Source organism: Orbus hercynius (genome assembly GCF_003634275.1).
GTDB lineage: Bacteria > Pseudomonadota > Gammaproteobacteria > Enterobacterales > Orbaceae > Orbus > Orbus hercynius.
Map to the genome: position 1 here is coordinate 54,981 of NZ_RBWY01000005.1, position 25,114 is coordinate 80,094.

Genomic DNA, 25,114 nt, shown 5'->3' on the forward strand with positions numbered 1-25,114 from the left:
ATAGAACGACCCACTATGATAAATAATCTTGTCAATTATCAAACCTCACCCGTTTGGCATGCAAATACACTACCGCCGATCTTTAAAGATAAATACCATAACGAATTGGGCACATTTACCCATTTGACAATTCTTGAAGGCAGCCTCAAAGTAGCCGAACTTGATGAATACGGTAATATAATTAACGAGCATCAATACTCTGCTAATCAACAACCGCCTTTAATTGTCCCGCAACAATGGTATAAATTTGTCCAAGTTACTGATGATATCGCGTGCCAATTGGTATTTTACTGTACTAAAGAAGACTATTGTGCAAAAAAATATAGCCTAACAACAACTCACTCAGAAGTTATTGATGCCTGCAAAATCGTCCCCGTTGGCAAAGCATTAGATCTAGGATGTGGCTCTGGGCGAAATTCACTCTACCTCAATTTACTGGGCTTTGATGTCGATGCTGTAGACAAAGCAGCAATGAGTATTGCAAAAATTAATGAAATTATTGATCAAGAACAATTAAAATATATCACGGCGAACGTCTATGATATTAACCAAGCAAATTTAACCGGTCAGTACGATTTAATTATTTCAACCGTCGTGATGATGTTCTTACAAGCGGAGAAAATTCCAAGTATCATCGCCAATATGCAATCAATTACCAAAGCTAATGGCTACAATTTAATTGTGAGTGCGATGTCTACCGAAGATTACCCATGCACAGTGCCATTCTCATTTACTTTTACAGAGAATGAGCTCCGTGATTACTATCAAGACTGGCAAATAATTAAATACAATGAAGATATCGGTGAGCTACATAAACTGGATGCAAATGGCAACCGCATAAAATTACGTTTTGCCACGTTGCTCGCTCAGAAAAACTAATATGATCATGCGATAATCACAACAAATATCGCATGTTTAACCTAGTATGATAAACAAAAATGATTTAAGTCGTTCGCTTCATCAATTGATCGAACGCCTTTAACATCTTAATGATCTTCTTTTGCATGGTTTAGCGTATATCTTGGAATGTCGACCACTAGATCGGCTTTGCTTACTCTAGCTTGACAACTCAAGCGGCTTTGTGGTTCGACGCCCCATGCCTTATCTAGCATGTCATCTTCTTGTTCATCACTTTCTTCTAAAGAATCAAATCCTTGTCGAACAACACAATGGCATGTCGAACATGCACATGACATTTCACATGCATGATCAATTTCAATATCATTACGCAATGCGACTTCCAAAATTGATTCGCCTTCCTTTGCCTCTACGGTTTTTCCCTCTGGGCAAATGTCTTCATTAGGTAAAAATGTAATTTTTGGCATAATCTTCTCTTTTAATAATTAAATTTCATCAACACGCTGACCGGTTAGAGCTTGTTTTATGGAACGATCCATGCGCTGAGCCGCAAAATCTTGTGTCAAACTATCAAGCACATTGATTTGCTGTATAATTGCATTGCTATCACTACCTTGAGTAGCTAATTTAAGTTTCTGCATCTGTGAAACAATTTCATGTAACTCTTGACTAGTAAGTAAATCACCATCTTTATCCAACGCAGCTTGTAAGATTTCAAGTACACTTGCTGCTTCAACTTTTTGTTCCGATAGTTTGCGGAGGTATTTATCATCTTCAGCATGGTTTAAAGAATCTTGAATCATATTCGCAATTTCAATATCGGTTAATCCATAAGATGGCTTAACTTGGATCGCAGCTTGAATTCCTGTTGATTTTTCCATTGCAGTGACACTGAGTAATCCATCAGCATCAACTTGGAAAGTAACACGAATATGAGCTCCACCTGCAGGCATAGCCGGTATACCCCGCAAAGTAAAGCGCGCTAGTGAACGGCAATCGCCAACCGTTTCCCGCTCACCTTGCAGAACATGAATCATCATAGCAGTTTGACCATCTTTAAAGGTCGTAAACTCTTGTGCCCTTGCACATGGAATCGTACTATTTCGGGGAATAATTTTTTCGATTAATTCTCCCATTGTTTCAATACCTAAAGATAGGGGAATAACATCAAGTAATAACATCTCAGAATCAGGCTTATTGCCCACTAAGATATCGGCCTGAATAGCAGCCCCAATTGCCACCACTTTATCTGGGTCAATAGACGTTAGCGGTTGACAAGCAAAAAACTCACCCACTTTTTCACGTACATAAGGTACGCGCGTTGAGCCACCAACCATCACGACTTCAACAACGTCTTGAGTACCCACATTGGCATCTTTCAATGCGCGCCTGCATGCTAATAATGTCCGTTTCACTAATGAAGCAATGAGTTGTTCAAACTGCTGACGAGTAATAACGCCCTGCCAATTGATAAATTCAATGTTTACTTCATCGTTATTTGATAATGCAATTTTAGCTGAGGTCGCGATATCAAGTAACTTACGCTGTAGGTACGGATCATCTGTAGGATTGACTTCCGCTTGCTCAGCAATCCAGTTAGCGAGCAGATGATCAAAATCATCTCCCCCTAATGCAGAATCACCGCCAGTCGCCAGTACTTCAAACACCCCTTTACTCAAGCGTAAAATTGAAATATCAAATGTACCACCACCAAGATCATAAATTGCAATAATACCTTCCTGACCAGAGTCAAGCCCATAAGCAATAGCGGCAGCCGTGGGTTCATTGAGTAAGCGTAAAACAGATAAACCGGCTAACGTTGCCGCATCTTTTGTTGCTTGGCGCTGAGCATCATCAAAATAAGCTGGCACAGTAATCACAACGCCATCTAACTCATTGCCGAGCGTCTCTTTTGCTCGATCTGCCAACACGCTTAAAATATCAGCAGAAACCTGGACGGGATTCACTTGTTTATTGGGCAAGTCTAAAACTGGTACACCATTTTCAGTCGTTAAAAATGGATATGGAAATTGCGACAAATCAATATCATTCAAATGTCGACCCATTAATCTTTTGACTGAACTAACAGTATTTTTCGGATCAATTGCAGCATTACGTTTCGCTTCTTGACCAACAGTTATCAAACGGTCTTTCGCTTCGTTATAACCATAATGCACAACAGAGGGAAGTAAATCTTCGCCATGTATGTTCGGTAATGTCGCCGCTTTACCACTACGTACAGAGGCAACTAACGAGTTAGTGGTACCAAGATCGATGCCGACAGCCACTCGATGCTGATGTGGTGCAGGGGCAAGTCCAGGCTCACTAATTTGTAATAATACCATTAAATTTTCTCTTAGAATGCTTGATTAATAATAATGGTATTATAAATCAAATTGTTTTTCTTGTAGTAATTCTATTTGTTCAATTAAGCGAGCAAAATAATGCAGCTTGTATACACCAACTTTTGCCATTAACCAATCATGTTGTTCAATCGCTAATAATAATGTTTGATAAACTTGCTGCTTACGCACCATCACTTCATTATAAAATTGCTGTAATGCGACTTCATCGCCTGTGTTCTCTATATCATCTAATCTTTCACGCAACTCAAATTGTTCACCAAGAAAATCGGGATCTCGTATTGTATGATGATCTGAATCTATATCAATTCCTTCAAGACTCACACGATACTGTGCAGCACTAATCGGATCTTTTAATATACGATAAGCGGCGTTAATCGTTGCCGATTTTTGCATGACTTTCGCTTTATCACTATCACTTACTGTTGCATAATTATCGGGATGATACTGACGTTGTAACTGCTGATAATGTCGATTAAGTTCGGCTGTATCAACAGGCAACGTCATTGATAGTTCAAATAACGAAAAATAATTAGGTTGTTCAACCATAATCAAATACCTTACCAGTATGGTTTATCATTGCGACGACTAAACATTAAAGCTTTCACCACAACCACATTCGTTTTGCACATTTGGATTATTAAACTTGAATCCTTCGTTTAACCCTTCTTTGACAAAATCAAGCTCTGTACCATCAATATAGACAAGGCTTTTTTTATCAACAATAATTTTGACTGATTTGTCTTCAAATATTGTATCATCGGCATTAACATCATCTGCAAATTCAAGAATATAGGCCATACCAGAGCAACCCGAGGTTCTGACGCCTAATCTTAGTCCAACCCCTTTACCGCGGTTAACTAAAAATGACTGAACGCGATGAGCTGCACTCTCAGTTAAAGTAATAGACATCGTTAATCCTTATATTGATCGTTTCATACGTGATGCTTATTTTTGCTTTTTACTTTTATAATCTTCGATCGCAGCTTTAATCGCATCCTCAGCTAAAATTGAGCAGTGAATTTTAACTGGTGGTAGCGCTAACTCTTCCACAATATCAGTATTCTTAATAGCACCAGCCTCATCAAGAGACTTACCTTTAATCCACTCTGTCACCAGCGAACTTGATGCAATTGCACTACCACATCCATAGGTTTTAAACTTAGCATCTTCAATAATACCATTATCGTTAACTTTAATTTGTAAACGCATAACATCACCGCAAGCAGGGGCACCAACCATACCACTGCCGACATTAGGATCATTTTTATCAAATGCCCCAACATTACGAGGATTTTCGTAATGATCAACTACTTTATTACTATAAGCCATAATATTGCTCCTCGCGATTTATGATTAATGTGCTGACCACTGGATTTGTGATATATCAACACCGTCTTTATACATTTCCCAAAGCGGGGAAAGTTCACGTAAACGACCAATCGAGTCATGCACCAATTTAATCACATAATCAATTTCGTCTTGTGTTGTAAATCGTCCAATAGAAAAACGAATAGAACTATGAGCTAATTCATCATTCAATCCTAACGCTCTTAAAACATAAGAAGGTTCAAGACTTGCTGATGTACAGGCAGAACCCGATGATACGGCTAAATCTTTTAATGCCATCATCAGCGATTCACCTTCGACATAAGCAAAACTGACATTTAAAATATTTTGCACGCCATGTTCGAATGAGCCATTCAAATACACTTCTTCTATATCTTTTAAGCCATTCCATAAACGCTCTTTTAGTGCTTGTAAGCGTGCCATCTCAGTAACTTGTTCTTCTTTAGCAATACGATAAGCTTCACCCATACCGACAATTTGATGTACCGGTAACGTGCCTGAACGCATACCTCGCTCATGCCCCCCACCGTGCATTTGTGCTTCAATTCGAATTCTTGGTTTACGTCTCACATATAAACCACCAATGCCTTTCGGTCCATAAATTTTATGACCAGAAAAAGACATTAAATCCACTTTCAATTTAGCTAAATCGATGTCTAACTTACCAACGCTCTGCGTCGCATCGACATGGAATACGATGCCCCGACTACGGCACATGTCACCAATTTTTTCTATATCTTGAATAACGCCGGTTTCATTATTAACGTGCATAATTGAAACAACGATTGTATCATCACGCATCGCTTGTTCCAATTTTGTTAAATCAATAATTCCATCTGATTCAGGTGTTAAATACGTTACCTCAAAACCTTCTCGTTCTAATTGACGACAGGTATCTAAAACAGCCTTATGCTCGGTTTTACTTGTGATAATGTGCTTACCTTTTGATTGGTAAAAATGCGCGGCACCTTTGATTGCCAGGTTATCAGCTTCTGTCGCACCTGATGTAAACACAATCTCCCTGGCATCTGCACCAATTAATTCAGCAATCTGATTACGCGCAATATCAACAGCTTCTTCAGCTTGCCAACCAAAACGGTGTGATCTTGATGCTGGATTACCAAAAATGCCATCCGGCGTTAAAAATTGCATCATTTTTTCTGCAACTCGGGGATCAACTGCAGTTGTTGCAGCATAATCCATATAAATTGGAAGTTTCATTTATTGCTCCAATGATAAATACGATATTCTATTTTTAGTTAAGATGGTTAACACGAATAAGATTATTTTGCCTACTGGCGACCGCTTGTACATCTTTATTTTTAACTAGTTCATTTAGGGTAATATTAGCTAAAAAGCTATCAATGCGCTCACTAAGCTCATTCCATAATGTATGAGTTAAGCATTTTACACCACCTTGACATCCCTCTTCACCGTGGCATTTCGTTGCTTCGACGCTTTCATCAACTGCTTTCACAATGGCACTAATCGCAATTTCATTCATTCCCCGACCTAGCACGTAACCGCCACCAGGACCTCTAACACTCGATACTAAGCCATTTTTTCGTAAACGGGCAAATAACTGTTCTAGATAAGAGAGCGAGATTTCTTGTCGCTGCGAAATCTCGGCAAGTGATACGGGGCCATGATTTGAATGCAATGCAACATCAAGCATCGCTGTCACAGCATAGCGGCCTTTTGATGTTAATTTCATAAATATATCCCTTCTATTGATAACAAGGGTTATTGTATATATCCTTTTTTTTTAGTCAAGTATTTAGTTGAGTGTTTTAGTAGGATATAGAAATAGGCAAAAACTATACTATTAATTTAGCGTTACAGGCTAACAATTAACGATTTAAACCACCAACAACTATTTTTATCTAAATGACAGATCTTAGGCTCGATTATCATTAGCGAGCTTAAGCAAAGCTTGACTCTCTTTGATAAAGCGCGGAGCATAATCGCCAAACCACTCAGTGACCTGATTAAAATTGTCAATAAATCCGGCTTTATCACCTTTTTCAATTAATCGAACCATCTGCCCAAAGCAGTGATAATAGCGTTTAATCAGCTCAATATTATCCGCTGATGACATAATAATATCAGCATAAAGCTGTGCATCTTGTGCAAAAAGCCGCCCTACCATCATTAATTCTAAACGATAAATCGGCGATGATAGTGCAATAAGTTGTTCTAAATTAGCATTTTCTTTTAGTAAATTGACCCCATAAGAAAATGACGTAAAGTGACGAAGTGCCTGAATAAAAGACATACATTTATCATGTTCACTCGCTGCTATTGGGTATAAATTAGCGCCCCATATTCGCATCTGTTCAATTAACCATTGGTATTTTTCACTTTCTCGACCATCACAATACACGATAATTTGTTTTGCCAGATTAGGCACATCAGGGCCAAACATAGGATGCAGTCCAACGACAGGACCACTATGCTGTTGTAACATAGCTTGTAGCGGTTGCTGCTTAATCGAGGTAAAATCGGTTAAAATACAGTCTTTGGGTAAAGGTGGTAATCCTGAAATAATTTCTGCGGTTTTATTAATTGGCACTGTCACAATCACAACCGCAGCATCAGCAACCATTTCTGCCGCTTGGTGCATCGTTTTGGAACCTAATGTTTTAACCTGATAACCCGATAATGAAAATAAACGGGTAAATAAGCGCCCCATTTGCCCATTACCGCCAATAATCACAATGGAGCCCTGACCGTTATAGACCTTTTTAAAACCCTTATCATTTTCGCTATTATAAGACTCACGCATCAAACGGCGTAAAATATCCTCAATCAAATTCGGCGCAACGCCAACAAGTTCAGCTTCATTACGTCTTTTTGTTAGCATCTCCGCTTCACGTTTAGGATCATAAATAGGAATGCCGTGCTGACTTTTTACTTCACCCACTTCAGTCACTAATGCCAACCGTTTAGTAATTAATGACAAGATAGCACGATCAACTTCATCAATTTTATCTCGTAACTCGATTAATTCAGCAATCATAAAACCTCAATACTCCTTATCAAAATACTTACTATCACGATTTATACAAAGCTAGTGTTATTATCAATTGCATTTTTCTCAATCACAACTACAACAGCCCAGGAAATAAATCGCGAATACCGCCAACCATAATTTCAACACCTAGTGCCATCAGTAATAATCCCATTATACGTGTCACCACGTTAAGACCACTTTTGCCAAGTGTTCGAATAATAAAAGGTGCGGAGCGAAATAATAACCAACAACAACCACAAAAAATCACAATACAGATGATGAATCCAACGAGATAACCAAAGGAATAATAATTAGTCCCCCAAACAATCATTGAGGTAATCGCACCAGGTCCACCCATTAATGGCAGTGCTAACGGTACAATCGCGACACTGGTTTTGGTCATCGATTCGCTTAAATCCTCTTTGGTGTGCTTATTTTCGCCGAGTTTACCGTTAATCATCGATAATCCAATCATCGCGACTAAAAGTCCGCCGGCAATTCTAAAAGAATTTAACGAAATACCAAACAAGTCGAGAATAAAGCTACCGGCTAATAAGGAGATAATTAAAATGACCGCAACCGCAATATTGGCTAAACGATTTGTTTGGTTACGCGCCTCACTATCAAGGTTATCAGTTAAACTAATAAAGACAGGCAAGAGCCCAACCGGATTGACAATCGCAAATAATCCCACCAGAAACTTCACATAAATTTGCAGTTCCATATGCACCCCAAAAACTCAACTTACTTTTGAATATACTTAACAGTATAACGGATTTTTGATAGGATGATGAACAACTTTAAATTATCTTAAAATTCGACATTATGAAAGTTATCTCATTTAATATTAATAGCCTAAGAGCCAGAATTCACCAACTTGAAGCTATTGTAAGCAAATATCAGCCAGATGTAATTGGTTTACAAGAAACAAAAGTCCACAATGATCAATTTCCTTGCGAAGAGCTCGCTCATTTAGGCTATCACTTAAATTACCATGGGCAAAAAGGCCATTATGGTGTTGCACTTTTAACCAAACAAAAACCGCTATCGGTCGAATACGGCTTTCCAACCGATGATGATGAAGCACAGCGCCGCTTAATTGTCACAAAACTGCCGAGTGAGAAAGGTGAAGTCACTGTGATTAATGGTTATTTTCCGCAAGGCGATAGCCGTGAACATCCAACCAAGTTCCCTGCTAAACAAAAGTTCTACCATGACTTGAATCATTATATTCAAGAAAAACAGCTTAATGAGCAGCTCACCATTATTATGGGCGATATGAATATCAGTCCAACCGATTTGGATATTGGTTTGCCAAGTGAAAGTATTAAACGTTGGCTCAGAACGGGTAAATGTTCATTTTTGCCTGAAGAACGCGACTGGTTAAACCAATTAATGTCGCTTGGGTTTATCGATACCTATCGTCAAGACAATCCAGAGCAATCGATGTACTCATGGTTTGACTATCGCTCACGTGGCTTTGATACCAACACTGGCTTAAGAATTGACATAATTTTAGCCAGTCAATCACTTGCACCTTACTGTGAGTCAACCGGTATCGACTTAGACATTCGCGCGATGGATAAACCGTCAGACCATGCGCCAATTTGGGCTAATTTTAAATTTTAACTTACCCTATGCTAGGCCATTTGAGGATATACCATGTTAACAAATCGCTCTATTTTATCCGTTAAAGACTTGAATCAAATGGTTAAGGATTTGCTGACCGATGCAATTGGGCAAATCAGGTTAGTCGGTGAAATTTCGAATTTTTCCAAACCGGCTTCTGGGCACTGGTATTTTACGCTTAAAGATAATAGTGCCCAAGTTCGCTGCGCCATGTTTCGCAATAGTAATTTCAAAACGGGATTTATTCCCAAAGATGGCCAACAAGTTCTGGTCAGCGCTGCAGTCACGCTATATGAGGCAAGGGGTGAATATCAGTTGGTAATTGATAAATTACAACTTGCTGGCACAGGGCTGCTACAACAAAAATTTGAACAGTTAAAAAAGAAGCTGCAAGAAGAAGGATTATTTGATAGCGCTTATAAGCAAGCTATTCCTAAAGACATCAATACCATAGGGATTGTCACCTCCTCAACCGGTGCCGCACTGCACGACATCTGCCAAATTTTAAAACGCCGCGATCCAAGCCTACGCATCATTATCTATCCAACATTAGTACAAGGAGAAGAAGCCGCAGCTAAAATTACCAAGATGATTGAACTGGCTAATATCCGTAGCGAATGCGATGTGTTAATTGTTGGTCGAGGTGGTGGTTCACTTGAAGATCTGTGGCCTTTTAATGAAGAGTGCGTCGCAAGAGCAATTTTTAATAGTAAACTACCCATTATTAGCGCTGTCGGCCATGAAATCGATTTTACTATCGCTGATTTTGTTGCCGATTTGCGTGCAGCAACACCATCTGCTGCGGCTGAATTAATCAGTCGAGATACGCAAGATCAATTAAAAGATCTTAGAGGACTTGAACAACAAATCGCGATGGCAATGGATAATTTCCTATTAAAGAAGAATGATCAATTACAAAAGCTTCGCCATCATTTACAAACGCAGCATCCACAAGTTAAACTGGCCAAACAACAAACTTATCTGCTTGCGCAAAGTCGATCATTAAATGCTGCAATGGAACAAATAATGTTAAATCAGCGTAATCAATTGAGCCAACTCAATAACCGATTATCTCGGCAATCCCCTGAGAATAAAATTCAATTTTATCGCCAAATCGCCAGTCAAAAGCAGCAGGAACTCAACACACTCGCCAAACAATATCTGACTCATGCGAAGCATCAAATAGCGATACAAGCTTCACAGCTCAACGCAGTCAGCCCACTTGGTACGTTAGAACGAGGCTACTCTGTAACAACTGATAGCCAAAATAATATCGTTCGCTCAATCAAGCAACTCAAACCAGGTGATACTATCGCAACAAAGGTTTCAACTGGAACCATTACGAGTACAATAATCACAACAACAAAAAATCATTAGAAATTAATTAGCTGACTGCTCTTCATGCAATGTTGCTTTAACCGTAGCGGTGGAACTACGATTGATGATTTCTATCTCAATAATTAATCGATCTAAACCTCGATAATTACGATCAAGTAGAGCTAATAATAAGGTTACCGCATCTTCCCCCATAGTAAAAAGCGGCTTATAAATGCTGCAAATATGGTTTAAGGGGCCGTATTGTTTATGTCCTTTATGATGAATGAATTGTAATAGAGATAAATCTGCTGGAATATCGATATTCAAGGCTAAACCTTGATCAATGACACCACAAATGGCACTTTCTGCTGTTAGCGTTTCATCAAATTTTTCATCCTGCCTTAATCTATCGCGATCCAAATAATTTAAGCTAAGGTGATCACAGCAAATAATGGCACTAGGAGGAAAAGCAGACTGCATTAATTTTTTCACTGCACGATAACTAGCAGAATAATGAACACAATCATGCACAATATAATTTGTTGAAACACGAATATTCTGACGTGTTAATGCTTGCAGATAACCTTGCTTAATATGATGAGTTTCAGTTTTATTGCTATCGCCAAGTAATATAGCAATGCGCCGGTGCCCCTGACTAGTGAAATATTGCGTTGCTCGATAGGTATTAGATAAATGGTCAAAATAAATACACGGCAGTGTTAATGAAAACTGATTAATTAACAGTATTGGCGGTAAGGCATGGCGATATCTTTGCAATAGTGCCAAATAAGGGGAATCATTTATTATTAAAATGCCATCGACATTATGATGAACTGTATAACTGATAATATACTGAATCTCCTGCTCACTAAAATATAAAAAACGCAGGTAAAGTAATTTATATCCGATTGCTTTTGCTTTAGATTCAATACCTTTATTGATTAAACTGTCGGTAATAAGCTGATTATCAATAATCAAAATTTTTTGCTGCAAATCTCTTTGATTATAAGTTTTTAATAAAGATTCATCAAAACCTAATGCTGCAATCGCTAAATTGACGCGCTGTTGAGTAAGACGAGAGGTTAAATGAGGTGTATTAATGACTCGAGAGACTGAAGTTATTGATACACCCGCTTGTTTGGCAATTTTAGTTAAGGTGATTTTCGATTTAGGCATAGCATACACTTATAATATTGAGTATATCGATACATTATCAAGACTATTTTTACTCAGCTATCATAGGGTGATGTTTTATCGATATCACTCGCAAATTTTTTGTATATTTCATAAAATCATCTCGGTCGTCAAATGATCTCAGTCCGATAATTATCGATTCTATGTATCACAGTAATAGAGATAACATTTAACATTCGCAATGGTTTAGAATTTGCTGCATAATAGCAAAGTAATATTCTTTCTTAGGTATAGATTATGGAACTTTTATGTCCCGCTGGCTCACTACCAGCACTAAAAACAGCAATCGATAATGGTGCTGATGCTGTTTATATTGGTTTAAAAGACGATACTAACGCTCGCCATTTTGCTGGTCTGAATTTCAATGAACAGCGCTTATATGAAGCCGCTGACTATGTGCATAGCAAAGGTAAAAAATTACATATTGCCATCAATACATTTGCCCATCCGGATAATTTTGTTCGTTGGCAACATGCGGTTGATATGGCGGCTAAAATTGGCGCTGATGCGTTAATTATTGCCGATCTGGCGATGTTAGAATATGCACTGGAAACGTATCCGCATATTGAACGTCACGTGTCAGTTCAAGCATCCTCAACCAATATTGAATCAATAAAATTTTATCATAATAATTTCAAACCTCATCGTATTGTCTTGCCTCGAGTTTTATCAATGCATCAAGTAAAACAACTTTCACAAGTTAGTCCAGTGCCACTAGAAATATTTGCCTTTGGTAGCTTATGTATCATGGCGGAAGGTCGTTGCTACCTGTCATCTTACTTAACAGGCGAATCACCTAACACCGTTGGTGCCTGTTCTCCGGCTAAATTTGTGCGCTGGGAAGAGACTGAAAAAGGCCTTGAATCTCGGCTTAATAATGTCCTTATTGATTGCCATAAAAAAGGCGAAAATGCTGGCTATCCAACCTTATGTAAAGGTCGTTATTTTGTTGATAATACGCTTTATCACCCAATTGAAGAACCAACAAGCTTAAATACACTAGAACTCCTGCCAGAGCTGTTTGCGGCAAATATCGCCTCAGTTAAAATTGAAGGCCGTCAGCGTAGCCCTGCGTACGTTGCACAGGTCACCAAAGTCTGGCGTCAAGCAATTGATAGTTATTTAGCCAATCCAACCGCTTATCAAGCACAAAAACAATGGATGACAGCACTTGGCAGCTTATCAGAAGGCAGTCAAACAACGCTAGGCGCTTATCATCGTAAATGGCAATAATCGGATATAATTAGCTATTAATATATAAAAATGTGAGCAAAATTAGGAAGATACTATGAAATACGCCTTAGGTCCTGTGCTATATTATTGGCCTAAAACAGAGACAGAAAAATTCTATCATGCCGCAATGCAAAGTGAAGCTGATGTTATTTATATGGGTGAGACCGTCTGTACTAAACGGCGAGAGATGAAAGTAGCCGACTGGATATCGCTAGCCAAAGAAGTAGCAAAGTCAGGCAAACAAGTTGTGTTATCTACACTGGCGCTACTTGAGGCCCCCTCTGAAATTAATGAAATGCGTCAATTAGTTGATAATGGTGACTTTTTAGTTGAAGCTAACGATTTAGCCGCTATCAATTTAGCACAAGAACATCACTTACCATTCGTCGCAGGTCCAGCAATTAACTGCTACAACGCCTACACATTAAAGCTATTACAAAAACAAGGTATGATTCGTTGGTGTATGCCTGTTGAGCTTTCACGCGATTGGTTACGTAATGTATTAAGTCAGTTTGATGATCTCAAAATTGAACGCAAATTTGACGTTGAAGTTTTCAGCTATGGTTATTTACCTTTAGCTTATTCAGCACGCTGCTTTACCGCGAGATCAGAAGATAAACCGAAAGATAAATGCGAAACATGCTGCATCAAATACCCAATTGGGCGTGAAGTTTTTTCACAGGAACAACAAAAAGTCTTTGTCCTTAATGGTATCCAAACCCAAAGCGGTTATTGCTATAACTTAGGTAATAATCTTCAGGACATGCCCGGTTTAGTCGATATCGTTCGCTTATCACCACAAGGCATTGAAACCTTAGATGTGATTAAACAGTTTAAAGCCAATGAGTCGGGCCTTGTACCACTTGAAACAGCTAATGGCCGTGATTGTAATGGCTATTGGAATGGTATTGCAGGGCTTGAGTTATCCTAATGATGTTCGATTCATCGGCATTTAGATCATACTTCCCCTCACGACAAACAGATGAAGTCTATCTTGACTCCGCATCAACATCATTAAAACCTCAAATGATGATTGATGCGACAACTAACTATTACACACATAACGCGGCGACGATATTGCGTAGTAAACACGCGCAAGCCCTCGCTTTGACCGAGCAAGTTAGCCAAGTCAGAATATTAACCGCCAAATTAATCAATGCTGAGCATAGTCACGAAATTATCTGGAGCAAAGGCGCAACAGAATCAATTAATCTAGTGGCGCAAAGTTATGCCAGATATTTCTTGCAAGCCAATGATGAGATCATTGTTAGTGAATTGGAACACCACAGTAATATCATCCCTTGGTTACAAGTTGCCGCACAAACCGGTGCCAAAGTGGTTAAATGGCCAATTGAAGCCGATGGTAACTTATCGACGGATCACCTACTGTCGATTATGAGCGTAAAAACCCGTATTGTGGCGGTGACACAAATGTCGAACGTGACCGGATTTGAGCCAAATCTTGCAGTGATTAGCGACATTGCCCATCAGTTCAATGCAATTGTTGTCGTCGATGGTGCGCAAGGCATTGTGCACAGACCAATTGATGTACAACAATATGATATTGATTTTTATGTTTTTTCAGCGCATAAACTGTATGGCCCAACCGGGCTGGGTATACTATATGGTAAATCGGCATTATTACAGCAGATGGACTGTGGACAAGGTGGCGGAAAAATGCTCAAATCAGCCTCATTTTCGGGTTTTGAACCCGCTGATTTACCGTATAAGTTTGAAGCAGGTACACCCAATATTGCTGCACTTGTTGGTTTTCATGCCACATTAACCTGGTTAACATTATTTGATCACAATCAAGCCCATGTTTATGTACAGCAATTAGTTGATTATTGTCAGTCACAACTAAGTAGGCACCTTCCTGAGTTAACCTGTATTAGTACTCCCAATAGCCCGTTATTAACCTTAGTCTCTTCGACCATTCACCATGATGATATCGCCATTTTGCTAGCAGAACAAAATATCGCGATACGCGCAGGTGAATTATGTGCACAGCCATTGATTAAAGCTTTAGGCTATCGCGGCGTAGTTCGAGCATCATGGATGCCTTACAATAACCAAACTGATGCTGATCGGCTAATTTCTGCATTACAAAGCGCGGTTGATATATTAAAATAACGCTCTTTTTAATGTTAGGTTACGCATCATGACAACGCTCATCACTGAAGTACAACTTATGGCTCTGTTTCAACCCCTAACAAACTGGCAAGATCGCTATCGGCAAATTATTCAATTATCCAAAATGTTACCCGATTTTCCGGCTCATCTGCGCACGACTGACAATCAGATTGAAGGATGCGAAAATCGTGTTTGGCTTGCTTACCAGCAAAATCAGCAACACATCTTCACGTTTTTAGGGGATAGCGAAGGACGAATCGTCAAAGGACTATTGACTATTTTACTGATTTTAGCTAATCATAAAACCGCTACGCAAATCGCTGAAACCGATTTTTTAGCCAACCTAAAGCAGCTCAAGATTATCGACGAATTAAGTGATTCAAGGCAGCTTGGACTAACTAATATCATTAAGCGTATTAAGTTCATTGCTCAAACTGCCCCGGCACATCATGGATGATTAAAAACCAAACATCTCTTTCAACCAATTAGGGGCATTGTTTTCCGGTTCACTATCTCGTGGTACTTGATTAAACCCAGCGCAAAGTAGTTTTTTATCAGCCGTCCAAGCGGGTAACGTTCTTACCCCTAGGCCGCTACACTGCCAATGACCACTGCTATCGATATCAATCATGCTAATATTCGCCGGCTGACGCTGAATTAATGCTTTAGGTTCATTACGAGCGAGATAGCTTTGGTAAAGCTTTAATGCACCAGATGATCCCGTTAACTGCATCGGCTTATGATCATCTAAACCGACCCAAATAACCGTCACATTATTGCCATCAATGCCCACCACCCAACTATCGCGCAGATCATTGGTGGTACCGGTTTTCGCTGCCAGAGAACTGGCACTATAGCGGCTGTTAAGCACTCTGGCGGTACCGTACTCGGCGACTTTTTGCATAGCAAATGTGGTTAAATAAGCACCTTGAGCGGATACCGCTTGCTGTGCATTGGGGTAATTTTGATAAATAAGATCCCCTTTATCTGAGACGACATAGCGCAATACTGTTAACGGCGATTTTTTACCACCATTACCAATGACTTGATACATTTGCGCAGCTTCAAGCGGCGTGAGCTCTAACGTACCGAGAAAGCGGGAAGGAACCGCTTTAATTTCATTTTTCGGTACACCAAGAGCCAGCAAAGTTTTTGCTGTGGCATCAAGCCCGACCGACATCCCTAAGTTGACTGATGGCACATTGAGTGACTTAGCTAAAGCATCAACTAACATCACTTGATTACGATATTGCTTATCAAAATTTTTAGGTTGCCATACTGTACGGCTGTCTATTTTTACGGTGAGTGGCTTATCATCAAGCCAAGCATTAAGTTGATAGCGTTCTGGCTGGCTTAATGCCGTCAAATACGTTGGTGGTTTTGCTAAAGACCCAATTGGCCGCCTTGCATATAGTGCCCGATTAAATCCCGCATAATTGGGCTCGGCACTGCCGATAATGGCCCGTACTTCACCGGTAGTACGATCAACAACGGTGACCGCCGTTTGTAGATCATCTTTTTTGATTGCCGTGCGTAAACGCACCATCTCATTAACCACCGCATTTTCAGCCGCATTTTGCGCTATCGGATCAAATGTGGTAAAGATTTTCATACCAGATAAGTAGTTGGCCTGATCACCAAGTTGCTCACGTAGCGATCTCTTAACGAGCTGAATAAAAGCAGGTTGAGGTGAAATGACGCCACCTTTTGGTAGCACAGCCAATGGCCGCTGTTTAAGCATTCCATATAGCTCTTGATCGATAATATTTTGTTCTTGAATCAGTTTTAAAACCACATTACGTCGCTCCAATACACGTTCTGGCCGTGTCCATGGATTATAAACCGATGCGCCTTTTACCATGCCAACTAACAAAGCCTGCTGATCAAGGGTCAATTCATTAACCGGCCGACCAAAATAATACAAACTGGCTAGCGGAAAACCATGAATTTCTTGATCGGTATCTTGACCAAGATAGACCTCATTTAAATACAGTTCTAAAATTCGCTGCTTGCTATAACGGAAATCTAAAATAATCGCCATATACGCTTCACGAATTTTGCGAATATAAGAACGTTCATTGGTTAAAAATAAATTCTTCACCAACTGCTGAGTTAAAGTACTTCCCCCTTGTACCGTTCGACCGGTGGTCAAATTGGTATAAATGGCGCGAAAAATAGAGTAAAAGCTCACGCCGTCATGGTCATAAAAGCGCTTATCTTCGGTGGCAATTAATGTTTGTACTAGTGAATCAGGGAAATCTTTTAAGGGAACAAATAAGCGCTGCTCATTATTGGGGGAATGTATCATAGTGATCAGTTTAGGATCGATACGTAAGACACCAAAATTACGCCCTGTATCAACATTAATCAGGCGCGCAATACGGTTTTGATTAAAAGTAATTTGCACGCGAAGCGCGGGTTCTTCCATATCAGGAAAATAGAATGGTCGCCGATATATCTCAATGCTATTATTATTAACAACAAACTCACCAGGCCTTGTTGCCACTAATACTTGTCGATACTGAACACTATTAAGAATCGCAATAATTTCATTCTGGTTACGGTGATCATCAGGCTCTAACTCAATAATCTGCCCATAAATTGCCGCGGGTAGCTCCCAAACATTACCATCAATTCGTTCTTTAATTTGCTGATCCAAATAAATACCAAATACCACCGTTATCGCCGTCACAACGATAACGATTTTGAGCAATAACAGCCCCACTATTGCTTTGACGCTTCTTCTTGGTTTGGTTTTCTTCGTTATTTTTTTAGTTTGCTTACTCAACGCTAACCCATTCCATCGCAACTATTTTTTAGTGAGGTATAATATCATAAATTCATCTTATCTTGAGTATAGATATGCTTTTTTCATCCCAACTGCAATCGGGTATTTTAATTCAACGCTATAAACGCTTTCTCGCCGATATCATGTTATCTGATGGTCAAATTATCACCATCCATTGTGCTAATACTGGCGCTATGACCGGCTGTGCAAATTCTGGTGATATCGTTTGGTATTCAACGTCAACGAATCCCAAACGCAAATTAGCTTATAGTTGGGAACTGACCTACACGAAGGCAAGGCACTGGATTTGTGTCAATACCATTCGCGCGAATAGTATCGTCAAAGAAGCGATTACCGCTCACCGTTTAGCCGAATTTGTGCAGTATGAGCAAATTTTCAGCGAAGTAAAATATGGTCAAGAAAATAGCCGAATTGACTTATTACTTGAAGATTCACAGCATAATCGGTGTTATATAGAGGTAAAATCAGTCACGTTACATGAACCAAACTCGGTAAAAGGTTACTTTCCAGATGCGGTAACAACGAGGGGGCAGAAGCACTTACGTGAATTAACATTAATGGCACAACAAGGGCAAAGAGCTGTTGTCTGTTTTCTGGTACTACATTCCGGCATTCAAACTTTTTCACCCGCAACACATATTGATCCCAGCTATTGCCGATTACTTGTTGAGGCAATGAAACAAGGGGTTGAAATACGATGTTATAACACACATATTTCAACCTCAGGAATTGAGCTAAATCAAGCCATACCGATTATGGTGTAGTGCTCACCAAGCTTGCTTTTTCTGTTGCAAAGGCTAGCTTGGTTTTAATATCTTTGAACTGTTCTAAGAAAGTTGTTTTAGATTTACCAGTCAAGCCATCAGAGACAGGTAAACTTGCCGTTAATGGGTTAACAGGTTTGCCGTCAATATGTAGCTCATAATGTAAATGAGGACCGGTTGAACGCCCAGTATTACCCGACAAGCCAATCTGATCGCCTTTTTTAATTTGCTGACCCGCTCTGACCAGTATTTTATCTAAATGCATATACTTTGTCGTATACTGACGGCCATGACGAATCGCAATAAAGTTACCCGCAGAGCCACTATATTTAGCAATCACAACTTCACCATCACCGACCGAAAGCACTGGCGTACCACGCGAAACTGCAAAATCGACGCCATTGTGTGGCGTAATTTTTTTAGTCACAGGATTAAGTCGCCGCGGATTAAATGCCGAAGAAATACGGGCTTGTTTCACTAACGGATAGCGTAAAAAGCTTTGCGATAAACTGCCACCATTCATATCATAATAATGGCCATCTTCAGCTAAAACAGCGTAATAATCCTTACTACCATTTCGGATTCTCACCGCTAATAATTGGCTATTTTCATGAATATTATCTAGCATTTCTCGCGAGAGTAATACCGAAAATTTATCACCCTTTTTTAAACGTCGAAAATCTAGCTGCCACTGCAATGCTTTGGTTATAGTGGCAATCTCATTACTTGTTAAACCTAAATTTTTTGCATCAGCAATGAAATTGGAATCAATTTCTCCGCTAACGCTAAACGGCTCCCAAACGCCTTCACGGGTTTCGGTACGCTCAGTGAATTTATCACCTACGCGCTCATAAATACGCACGTTATTATTGGAGATAATCCAAGTAAACGAATTCAGGTTATGATCCGAATCAGTAGTCCAACTAATCACTTGGCCAATTCGCAGATTGGCAAGTTGTTTATATTGCTCTGTTAATAAATAAATATCAGAACGATTAACACCATATTGCATCATAATGCCATATAATGTATCACCCCGACCAACCGTATATTGAACTGAATTATCTTCTTGCGCGATAACCTTATCAATTTCATCTTGCACAATATCATCTTCTGGCTGATCCGATGACTCGGTCAGTTTAGGTTCATTAGCCGTGTTGTCATCGACAATTTCAATCGCCGCATTACCAACAACAGCGGGCAATGGCTCTCGTTCAATAACCGTAGTTTGTACCTGCTGAGTTAATGGAATATATGTTGTACGGTCAAGATTAAGCGGACGCCATAATACAAAAAAAACAATGATTAGAATTAAAACACCAAATACCGTTATGTAAGGAACTTTAGTTCTATTACTTGCAGTATTAGATGACTCAGTATGTTGCACTCGAATGACCTTTTATTTATATTTTTTAAATCATGCTAAACAATTTAAAAACTGTTGTGTAATATTTAATAAAAAATGACTGTATGCGTCTTTTGATAAATCAATACCCATTCCGAGGGGATCGAGCTCACCAACTTTTACATCGGTACCCTTAATAATTTTATCAATAATAGCAGGGCTAAATTGTGGTTCTCTAAAAACACAAACAGCCTTTTTTTCGTTTAATTCGGTTTGAATTTCATAAACTTTTTTGATTCCCGGCTGAATTGCAGGATTGATAGTTAAGCTACCTAAATTATTGAGGTTAAATTCATTTTCGAAATAACCATAACCATCATGAAAAACAAAATAACCGCTATTTTGTACGCTATTAAGTTTTTTTGCAATAATTTGTTGAGTTTCTTTTAATTGCTCAATAAACATTGCCAAATTTTTATCCAATAACGCCGATTTATCGGGATAGATTTGTACCAATTTGTCATGGATAATTTGCGCACTTACGGCGGCAATTTTCGGCGATAGCCAAATATGCATATCGAGTTCATGACCGTGTGAGTGATCATGATGATGATCGTGTTCGTCACCATCTTCATCGTGATCATCGTCATGCCCTTCTCGCAATAAAGGCATAATTTTGGGGTTATTAGCTAAAGATAACTGTTTCTCGTCATCAATATTTCTCAGTAGACTCGGTAAAAACGTTTCCATATCATCACCAATCCAAATAACGAGATCGGCTGACTTTAATTTAACTAAATCAGACGGTTTCAATGCATAACTATGAGGTGATGCGCCATCTGGTAATAATATCTCAGTGGTGGTGACACCATCAGCAATCGCGGCTGTGATAAAACCTAATGGCTTAACTGATGTAACGATGCTTGCTTGTGCATATGAAATCGGTAATACACCGCCAATCACAAATAACGCAATAAATTTTATTATTAAATTATATCTAAACATATATAATACCTCTATCCTGAAAAACAAATGTTATGTTATAATATAACACATTTTTAGATAAGCAAATTAAATTTTATGCAACCTCTTGTGTCAGCTCAAAATATATTCGTCGAATTTAACCAGCAAAATGTGTTGGAGAATGTCTCTTTCTCAATTGAAATGGGGAAAATCATTACGTTGCTAGGACCAAATGGTGCCGGCAAATCGACGTTAGTCAAACTTGTTTTAGGGCTATTGCAACCCAGTAGAGGCAGCATTATTAGAAAAGCTAATCTGACTATTGGTTATGTACCTCAAAAACTGAAACTAGACCCAACGTTGCCCCTGACAGTCAAGCGCTTTATCAAATTAAACAGTCATATTGTCGATGATGAGATCGTTAATATCCTGCATCAAGTCAATGGCGAAAAGCTCATTAACAAAACCATGCACCAGCTATCGGGCGGTGAAATGCAACGTGTTTTGTTGGCACAGGCTTTAATAAAAAAACCTGAATTATTAATTCTTGATGAGCCGACACAAGGTGTCGATATCAATGGGCAAGTGTCATTATATAACTTAATTGCTAACGCCAAACATCGTTTTAACTGTGCGGTGCTAATGGTTTCACATGACCTGCATCTAGTGATGGCAAAAACCGATGAAGTTATTTGCTTAAATAAGCATATCTGCTGTGTTGGTGCACCATCACAAATTTCATCGGATCCCGAATTCATTGCATTGTTTGGGCAAAATACCGCTAACCAATTAGCCGTATATAAGCATCACCATATTCATCAGCCAGCGTCGAAACACCGCTATCAAGGCAGAATTCAACTCCCCAAATTTGGAAAAACTGACCATGTTTGAATTACTTTTGCCACCTTTAATCGTTGGCATCGCATTATCTTGTATCAGCGGTCCGCTGGGTTCATTTGTGGTGTGGCGCAAAATGTCATATTTTGGTGATACCCTATCACACGCAGCACTACTGGGCATTGCCATGGGTTTTCTACTCAATATCAATCCGTTTTATGCCGTGATATTCATTACCGTCATTTTAGCAATTGCTTTAGTTTACCTCGAGTCACAACAAAAAATAGCCATTGATACCTTATTAGGCATTTTAGCGCACAGCTCACTCTCTCTGGGCGTTGTGGTAATTAGTTTAATGAAAAATATTCGTGTCGATTTGATGGGTTATCTATTTGGTGATCTATTATCAATCACATTTACTGATATTTATTTGATGATCGGTGGCATTGTTATTGTGGGATGCGTTATTATTTTGAACTGGAATAAATTTCTATTTGTCACCGTCAGTGAGGAACTCGCCTTCAGCCATGGCATTAATGTTGTCAAGACAAAACTCTTACTCACGTTAACATTAGCACTCACCATTGGGCTGGCAATGAAATTTGTGGGTGCCTTAATTATTACCTCGTTGCTCATTATTCCCGCTGCAACGGCAAGGTTCTATGCAAAAACCCCAGAACAAATGGCACTTTATGCCATATTAGTCGGCTCGGCATCTGTGATTGGTGGGCTAATGTTCTCAGCATATTATGATACGCCGACCGGGCCATCTGTCGTAATAATCAATGCATTACTTTTTATTATTTCGTTAGTGATATCAAAACTAGCTAAATTTAATATGAACTGAGATTATGTGAATAATATCGCAAACGCGTTTAGTTGGATGGCAGAATATTGGTCAAAGTGCCATCTATTACCCAATAATCAACATCGAATTAATTTCATTCAATTATTGCCCGTAATATATTAGTCCTATAACGACATAAAAGCGGATAATATATTTTGTCTTTATTTACCATTTATACTCGCGCTTGTATTGGGATACAAGCACCAAAAATTGACGTAGAAATACATATTAGTAATGGTATGCCTAGTTTTACGCTTGTGGGTTTACCTGAAGCGTCAGTAAAGGAAGCAAAAGATCGCGTACGAAGTGCGCTTATTAACAGTGGTTTTAGTTTTCCCTCTAAAAAAATTACCGTTAATCTTTCGCCTGCAGATCTGCCTAAGGAAGGTAGTCGATTTGATTTACCCATAGCAGTTGCTATATTAGCCGCAACAGCGCAAATTGTGACTGATACGTTACACAAATATGAATTTTTGGGGGAACTTGCGTTATCAGGGCAAATTAGAGCGGTAAAAGGTGCAATTCCGGCAGCAATTTCAGCACAAAAAAATGATAAGGTATTAATCATTTCGAATGAAAACGAATCAGAGCTTTCGCTTATTCATAATACTAATGCGATGGTCTGCCATAATTTAACCGAAATTAGTCAGCATTTCAGTAAGCAGTTACTCTTATCGAGGGTAGTTTATCGTGCCCCCGAAGCTGAGGCTTACATAGAACATGATCTACAAGATATTATCGGACAAGAACATGCAAAAAGAGTATTAGAAATTGCCGCAGCTGGTGGACATAATCTATTATTGATAGGTCCCCCGGGCACGGGTAAAACGATGCTTGCTAGCCGATTATCAAGTCTTTTACCACCACTAAATGATCAGGAATCATTAGAAACAACCGCCATTGCAAGTTTGGCTAATCAGACACATAATCTCAATAATTGGCGAAAAAGACCTTTTAGGGCGCCACATCATAGTGCTTCATCGGCGGCGCTAGTCGGTGGCGGTACGATCCCAAAACCGGGTGAAATATCACTTGCCCACAATGGCATTTTATTTCTCGATGAACTACCAGAATTTAGTCGTAAAGTACTCGATGCACTGAGAGAACCCTTAGAGTCAGGAGAAATTATTATTTCCAGAGCCAATGCCAAAATTACCTTTCCCGCTAAAGTACAACTTATCGCCGCAATGAATCCAAGCCCAACTGGGCATTATCAAGGAATCCACAATCGAACACCACCGCAACAAATTATCCGTTACCTAAATCGACTTTCAGGTCCTTTTTTGGATAGATTTGATCTCTCAATCGAAGTACCACTGTTACCAAAAGGCGCATTACACCAGCAAAGACAGCAAGGGGAATCGAGTCGGACAATCAAAAAAAGAATTATCAAAGCAAGGGATAAGCAGATAAAACGAAATAATAAAATTAACAGTCAATTATCAACACAAGATATTAATCAGTATTGTTTGATAAAACCAGAAGATAATCTATTTTTGGAACAAGCATTAATTAAACTTGGTCTATCAGTTAGAGCTTGGCATCGAATACTGAAAGTATCAAGAACAATTGCTGATTTAGATGATAAAAATGACATAGAACGAAAACATATAACTGAAGCATTGAGTTATCGTTCTATGGATAAACTCTTAATACAACTACATAAAAATATCGGTTAACAATTAATCATCATTATCGATAAAGTCGTCAGTGATATCAACTTGTGGTTTACCACCAGATAGTGTATGAAATTTTTTAGATCGATTAACACAGTTAATATATTTCAACCACACTTTTTCGTATTCGTTGCTCGCTTCTTTTTTCCCTCGACAAACAGCAACAAACGCCTTCTCATCGACAGTTAAGGGTTTACGAATTTCACTATCCAATTCTTTAAATGCTACACCATACTTTTCTAAAAGCTGAGACTCTTTAATAGTAAAATCACCATGACGTGAAAAGCCCCTTGGGTAATTTTTATTATCAAAAAAACGTTGCTTTGAAATAAAGCTTTCTGTCATTTTTAATCCCTTATAACTTAGTTTAATTGAATGCTTTGCGGATTATAATTAAGTGCAGAGATCTGTAAATAGAAATTTTTAATTTATTGTTATTTAGCGATTCAATCGATTAAAAATAAGGCAATTATATCAAATAATGGCAGGGGCGGAGAGGCTCGAACTCCCAACACCCGGTTTTGGAGACCGGTGCTCTACCAATTGAACTACGCCCCTAGATGAGATTGGCGGAACGGACGGGGCTCGAACCCGCGACCCCCTGCGTGACAGGCAGGTATTCTAACCAACTGAACTACCGCTCCACCGAATAAGGTATAAAAATCTTTTAATAAGATTTTAAGTATCACATATTTAATAGTCTGGCGGTGACCTACTCTCACATGGGGGAACCCCCACACTACCATCGGCTCCACGGCGTTTCACTTCTGAGTTCGGCATGGG

General features: G+C 39.1%; 25 protein-coding genes, 2 tRNA genes and 1 rRNA gene. 11 read left to right on the forward strand and 17 right to left on the reverse strand.

Features of this window, described 5'->3' with window-relative positions; translation table 11 throughout:
* Positions 1-15: 15 nt before the first annotated feature.
* Entirely contained in the window at positions 16-879 is an 864-nt protein-coding gene (gene tehB, locus DES39_RS10340) for an SAM-dependent methyltransferase TehB (protein ID WP_121145851.1), read from the forward strand.
* A 107-nt stretch (positions 880-986) separates the two neighbouring features.
* Here tehB and fdx read toward each other — a convergent pair whose 3' ends face one another.
* From fdx to DES39_RS10385, 9 genes are all read right to left on the reverse strand, one after another.
* Entirely contained in the window at positions 987-1,325 is a 339-nt protein-coding gene (gene fdx, locus DES39_RS10345; RefSeq protein WP_121145853.1) for an ISC system 2Fe-2S type ferredoxin, read from the reverse strand.
* 18 nt (positions 1,326-1,343) lie between these two features.
* Positions 1,344-3,203 carry a Fe-S protein assembly chaperone HscA gene (gene hscA / locus DES39_RS10350; RefSeq protein ID WP_121145855.1) on the reverse strand — a complete coding sequence of 620 codons (1,860 nt, stop codon included), beginning with the start codon at positions 3,201-3,203 and terminating at the stop codon, positions 1,344-1,346.
* A 39-nt stretch (positions 3,204-3,242) separates the two neighbouring features.
* The gene (gene hscB, locus DES39_RS10355; RefSeq protein ID WP_121145857.1) at positions 3,243-3,770 is read right to left on the reverse strand and encodes a Fe-S protein assembly co-chaperone HscB; all 528 of its coding nucleotides are present in this window, start codon (positions 3,768-3,770) and stop codon (positions 3,243-3,245) included.
* 39 nt (positions 3,771-3,809) lie between these two features.
* A complete protein-coding gene (iscA, locus tag DES39_RS10360; protein ID WP_121145859.1) occupies positions 3,810-4,133 on the reverse strand; it encodes an iron-sulfur cluster assembly protein IscA in 324 nt (107 codons plus the stop codon).
* A gap of 36 nt (positions 4,134-4,169) precedes the next feature.
* Positions 4,170-4,553, reverse strand: coding sequence for a Fe-S cluster assembly scaffold IscU (iscU, locus tag DES39_RS10365; protein WP_121145861.1), 384 nt, complete (start codon positions 4,551-4,553; stop codon positions 4,170-4,172).
* Between the two features lie 24 nt (positions 4,554-4,577).
* A complete protein-coding gene (locus DES39_RS10370) occupies positions 4,578-5,792 on the reverse strand; it encodes an IscS subfamily cysteine desulfurase (RefSeq protein WP_121145863.1) in 1,215 nt (404 codons plus the stop codon).
* A gap of 34 nt (positions 5,793-5,826) precedes the next feature.
* The gene (gene iscR, locus DES39_RS10375) at positions 5,827-6,285 is read right to left on the reverse strand and encodes a Fe-S cluster assembly transcriptional regulator IscR (protein WP_121145865.1); all 459 of its coding nucleotides are present in this window, start codon (positions 6,283-6,285) and stop codon (positions 5,827-5,829) included.
* Between the two features lie 183 nt (positions 6,286-6,468).
* Positions 6,469-7,590, reverse strand: coding sequence for a bifunctional chorismate mutase/prephenate dehydrogenase (tyrA, locus tag DES39_RS10380; RefSeq protein ID WP_121145867.1), 1,122 nt, complete (start codon positions 7,588-7,590; stop codon positions 6,469-6,471).
* A gap of 88 nt (positions 7,591-7,678) precedes the next feature.
* Positions 7,679-8,308 carry a YchE family NAAT transporter gene (locus tag DES39_RS10385; RefSeq protein ID WP_121145869.1) on the reverse strand — a complete coding sequence of 210 codons (630 nt, stop codon included), beginning with the start codon at positions 8,306-8,308 and terminating at the stop codon, positions 7,679-7,681.
* Positions 8,309-8,409: 101 nt separating this feature from the next.
* Here DES39_RS10385 and xthA point away from each other — a divergent pair, with 101 nt between their 5' ends.
* Both xthA and xseA read left to right on the forward strand, forming a co-directional pair.
* Complete coding sequence (xthA, locus tag DES39_RS10390) at positions 8,410-9,213, forward strand: exodeoxyribonuclease III (protein WP_121145871.1); 804 nt, start codon at positions 8,410-8,412, stop codon at positions 9,211-9,213.
* Positions 9,214-9,246: 33 nt separating this feature from the next.
* Entirely contained in the window at positions 9,247-10,590 is a 1,344-nt protein-coding gene (gene xseA, locus DES39_RS10395) for an exodeoxyribonuclease VII large subunit (RefSeq protein ID WP_121145873.1), read from the forward strand.
* Positions 10,591-10,593: 3 nt separating this feature from the next.
* On the opposite strand, the gene DES39_RS10400 is transcribed toward xseA, so the two are convergent.
* On the reverse strand, positions 10,594-11,706 hold the full coding sequence (locus DES39_RS10400) for a LacI family DNA-binding transcriptional regulator (protein ID WP_121145875.1): 1,113 nt from the start codon (positions 11,704-11,706) through the stop codon (positions 10,594-10,596).
* 255 nt (positions 11,707-11,961) lie between these two features.
* Here DES39_RS10400 and ubiU point away from each other — a divergent pair, with 255 nt between their 5' ends.
* The 4 genes from ubiU to csdE are packed head-to-tail and all read left to right on the forward strand — an operon-like array spanning position 11,962 to position 15,547.
* Complete coding sequence (gene ubiU, locus DES39_RS10405) at positions 11,962-12,957, forward strand: ubiquinone anaerobic biosynthesis protein UbiU (RefSeq protein ID WP_121145877.1); 996 nt, start codon at positions 11,962-11,964, stop codon at positions 12,955-12,957.
* A 55-nt stretch (positions 12,958-13,012) separates the two neighbouring features.
* Positions 13,013-13,888: a U32 family peptidase gene (locus tag DES39_RS10410; RefSeq protein WP_121145879.1), complete on the forward strand. Its 876-nt coding sequence runs from the start codon at positions 13,013-13,015 to the stop codon at positions 13,886-13,888.
* Positions 13,888-15,090: a cysteine desulfurase CsdA gene (csdA, locus tag DES39_RS10415; RefSeq protein WP_121145881.1), complete on the forward strand. Its 1,203-nt coding sequence runs from the start codon at positions 13,888-13,890 to the stop codon at positions 15,088-15,090. The genes DES39_RS10410 and csdA overlap by 1 nt, the downstream gene beginning before the upstream one ends.
* A gap of 28 nt (positions 15,091-15,118) precedes the next feature.
* A complete protein-coding gene (gene csdE / locus DES39_RS10420) occupies positions 15,119-15,547 on the forward strand; it encodes a cysteine desulfurase sulfur acceptor subunit CsdE (RefSeq protein WP_121145883.1) in 429 nt (142 codons plus the stop codon).
* On the opposite strand, the gene mrcB is transcribed toward csdE, so the two are convergent.
* Positions 15,548-17,878, reverse strand: coding sequence for a bifunctional glycosyl transferase/transpeptidase (gene mrcB, locus DES39_RS10425; RefSeq protein ID WP_121145885.1), 2,331 nt, complete (start codon positions 17,876-17,878; stop codon positions 15,548-15,550).
* A 74-nt stretch (positions 17,879-17,952) separates the two neighbouring features.
* Here mrcB and sfsA point away from each other — a divergent pair, with 74 nt between their 5' ends.
* A complete protein-coding gene (gene sfsA / locus DES39_RS10430; RefSeq protein ID WP_121145887.1) occupies positions 17,953-18,663 on the forward strand; it encodes a DNA/RNA nuclease SfsA in 711 nt (236 codons plus the stop codon).
* Here sfsA and mepM read toward each other — a convergent pair.
* Together mepM and znuA are read right to left on the reverse strand one after the other, a co-directional pair.
* Positions 18,653-20,050, reverse strand: a complete 1,398-nt coding sequence (mepM, locus tag DES39_RS10435; protein WP_170143398.1) for a murein DD-endopeptidase MepM — start codon at positions 20,048-20,050, stop codon at positions 18,653-18,655. The two genes, sfsA and mepM, sit on opposite strands and share 11 nt — an antisense overlap.
* 30 nt (positions 20,051-20,080) lie before the next feature.
* Positions 20,081-21,013, reverse strand: a complete 933-nt coding sequence (gene znuA, locus DES39_RS10440; protein WP_121145890.1) for a zinc ABC transporter substrate-binding protein ZnuA — start codon at positions 21,011-21,013, stop codon at positions 20,081-20,083.
* A 75-nt stretch (positions 21,014-21,088) separates the two neighbouring features.
* Between znuA and znuC the strand changes: the two genes are divergently transcribed.
* From znuC to DES39_RS10455, 3 genes are all read left to right on the forward strand, one after another.
* Entirely contained in the window at positions 21,089-21,862 is a 774-nt protein-coding gene (gene znuC, locus DES39_RS10445) for a zinc ABC transporter ATP-binding protein ZnuC (RefSeq protein ID WP_121145892.1), read from the forward strand.
* Positions 21,855-22,655: a zinc ABC transporter permease subunit ZnuB gene (gene znuB, locus DES39_RS10450; protein WP_121145894.1), complete on the forward strand. Its 801-nt coding sequence runs from the start codon at positions 21,855-21,857 to the stop codon at positions 22,653-22,655. Before znuC ends, znuB begins: the two co-directional genes overlap by 8 nt.
* A gap of 155 nt (positions 22,656-22,810) precedes the next feature.
* The gene (locus DES39_RS10455; RefSeq protein WP_121145896.1) at positions 22,811-24,334 is read left to right on the forward strand and encodes a YifB family Mg chelatase-like AAA ATPase; all 1,524 of its coding nucleotides are present in this window, start codon (positions 22,811-22,813) and stop codon (positions 24,332-24,334) included.
* 3 nt (positions 24,335-24,337) lie between these two features.
* On the opposite strand, the gene DES39_RS10460 is transcribed toward DES39_RS10455, so the two are convergent.
* The 4 genes from DES39_RS10460 to rrf all read right to left on the reverse strand — a co-directional run.
* Positions 24,338-24,676 (reverse strand): MaoP family protein, encoded by a 339-nt coding sequence (locus tag DES39_RS10460; protein WP_121145898.1) that lies wholly within the window; start codon positions 24,674-24,676, stop codon positions 24,338-24,340.
* A 137-nt stretch (positions 24,677-24,813) separates the two neighbouring features.
* Positions 24,814-24,889, reverse strand: a tRNA-Trp gene (locus DES39_RS10465).
* A 9-nt stretch (positions 24,890-24,898) separates the two neighbouring features.
* A tRNA-Asp gene (locus tag DES39_RS10470) sits at positions 24,899-24,975 on the reverse strand.
* Between the two features lie 55 nt (positions 24,976-25,030).
* Positions 25,031-25,114, reverse strand: a 5S ribosomal RNA gene (gene rrf, locus DES39_RS10475); the annotation flags it as partial.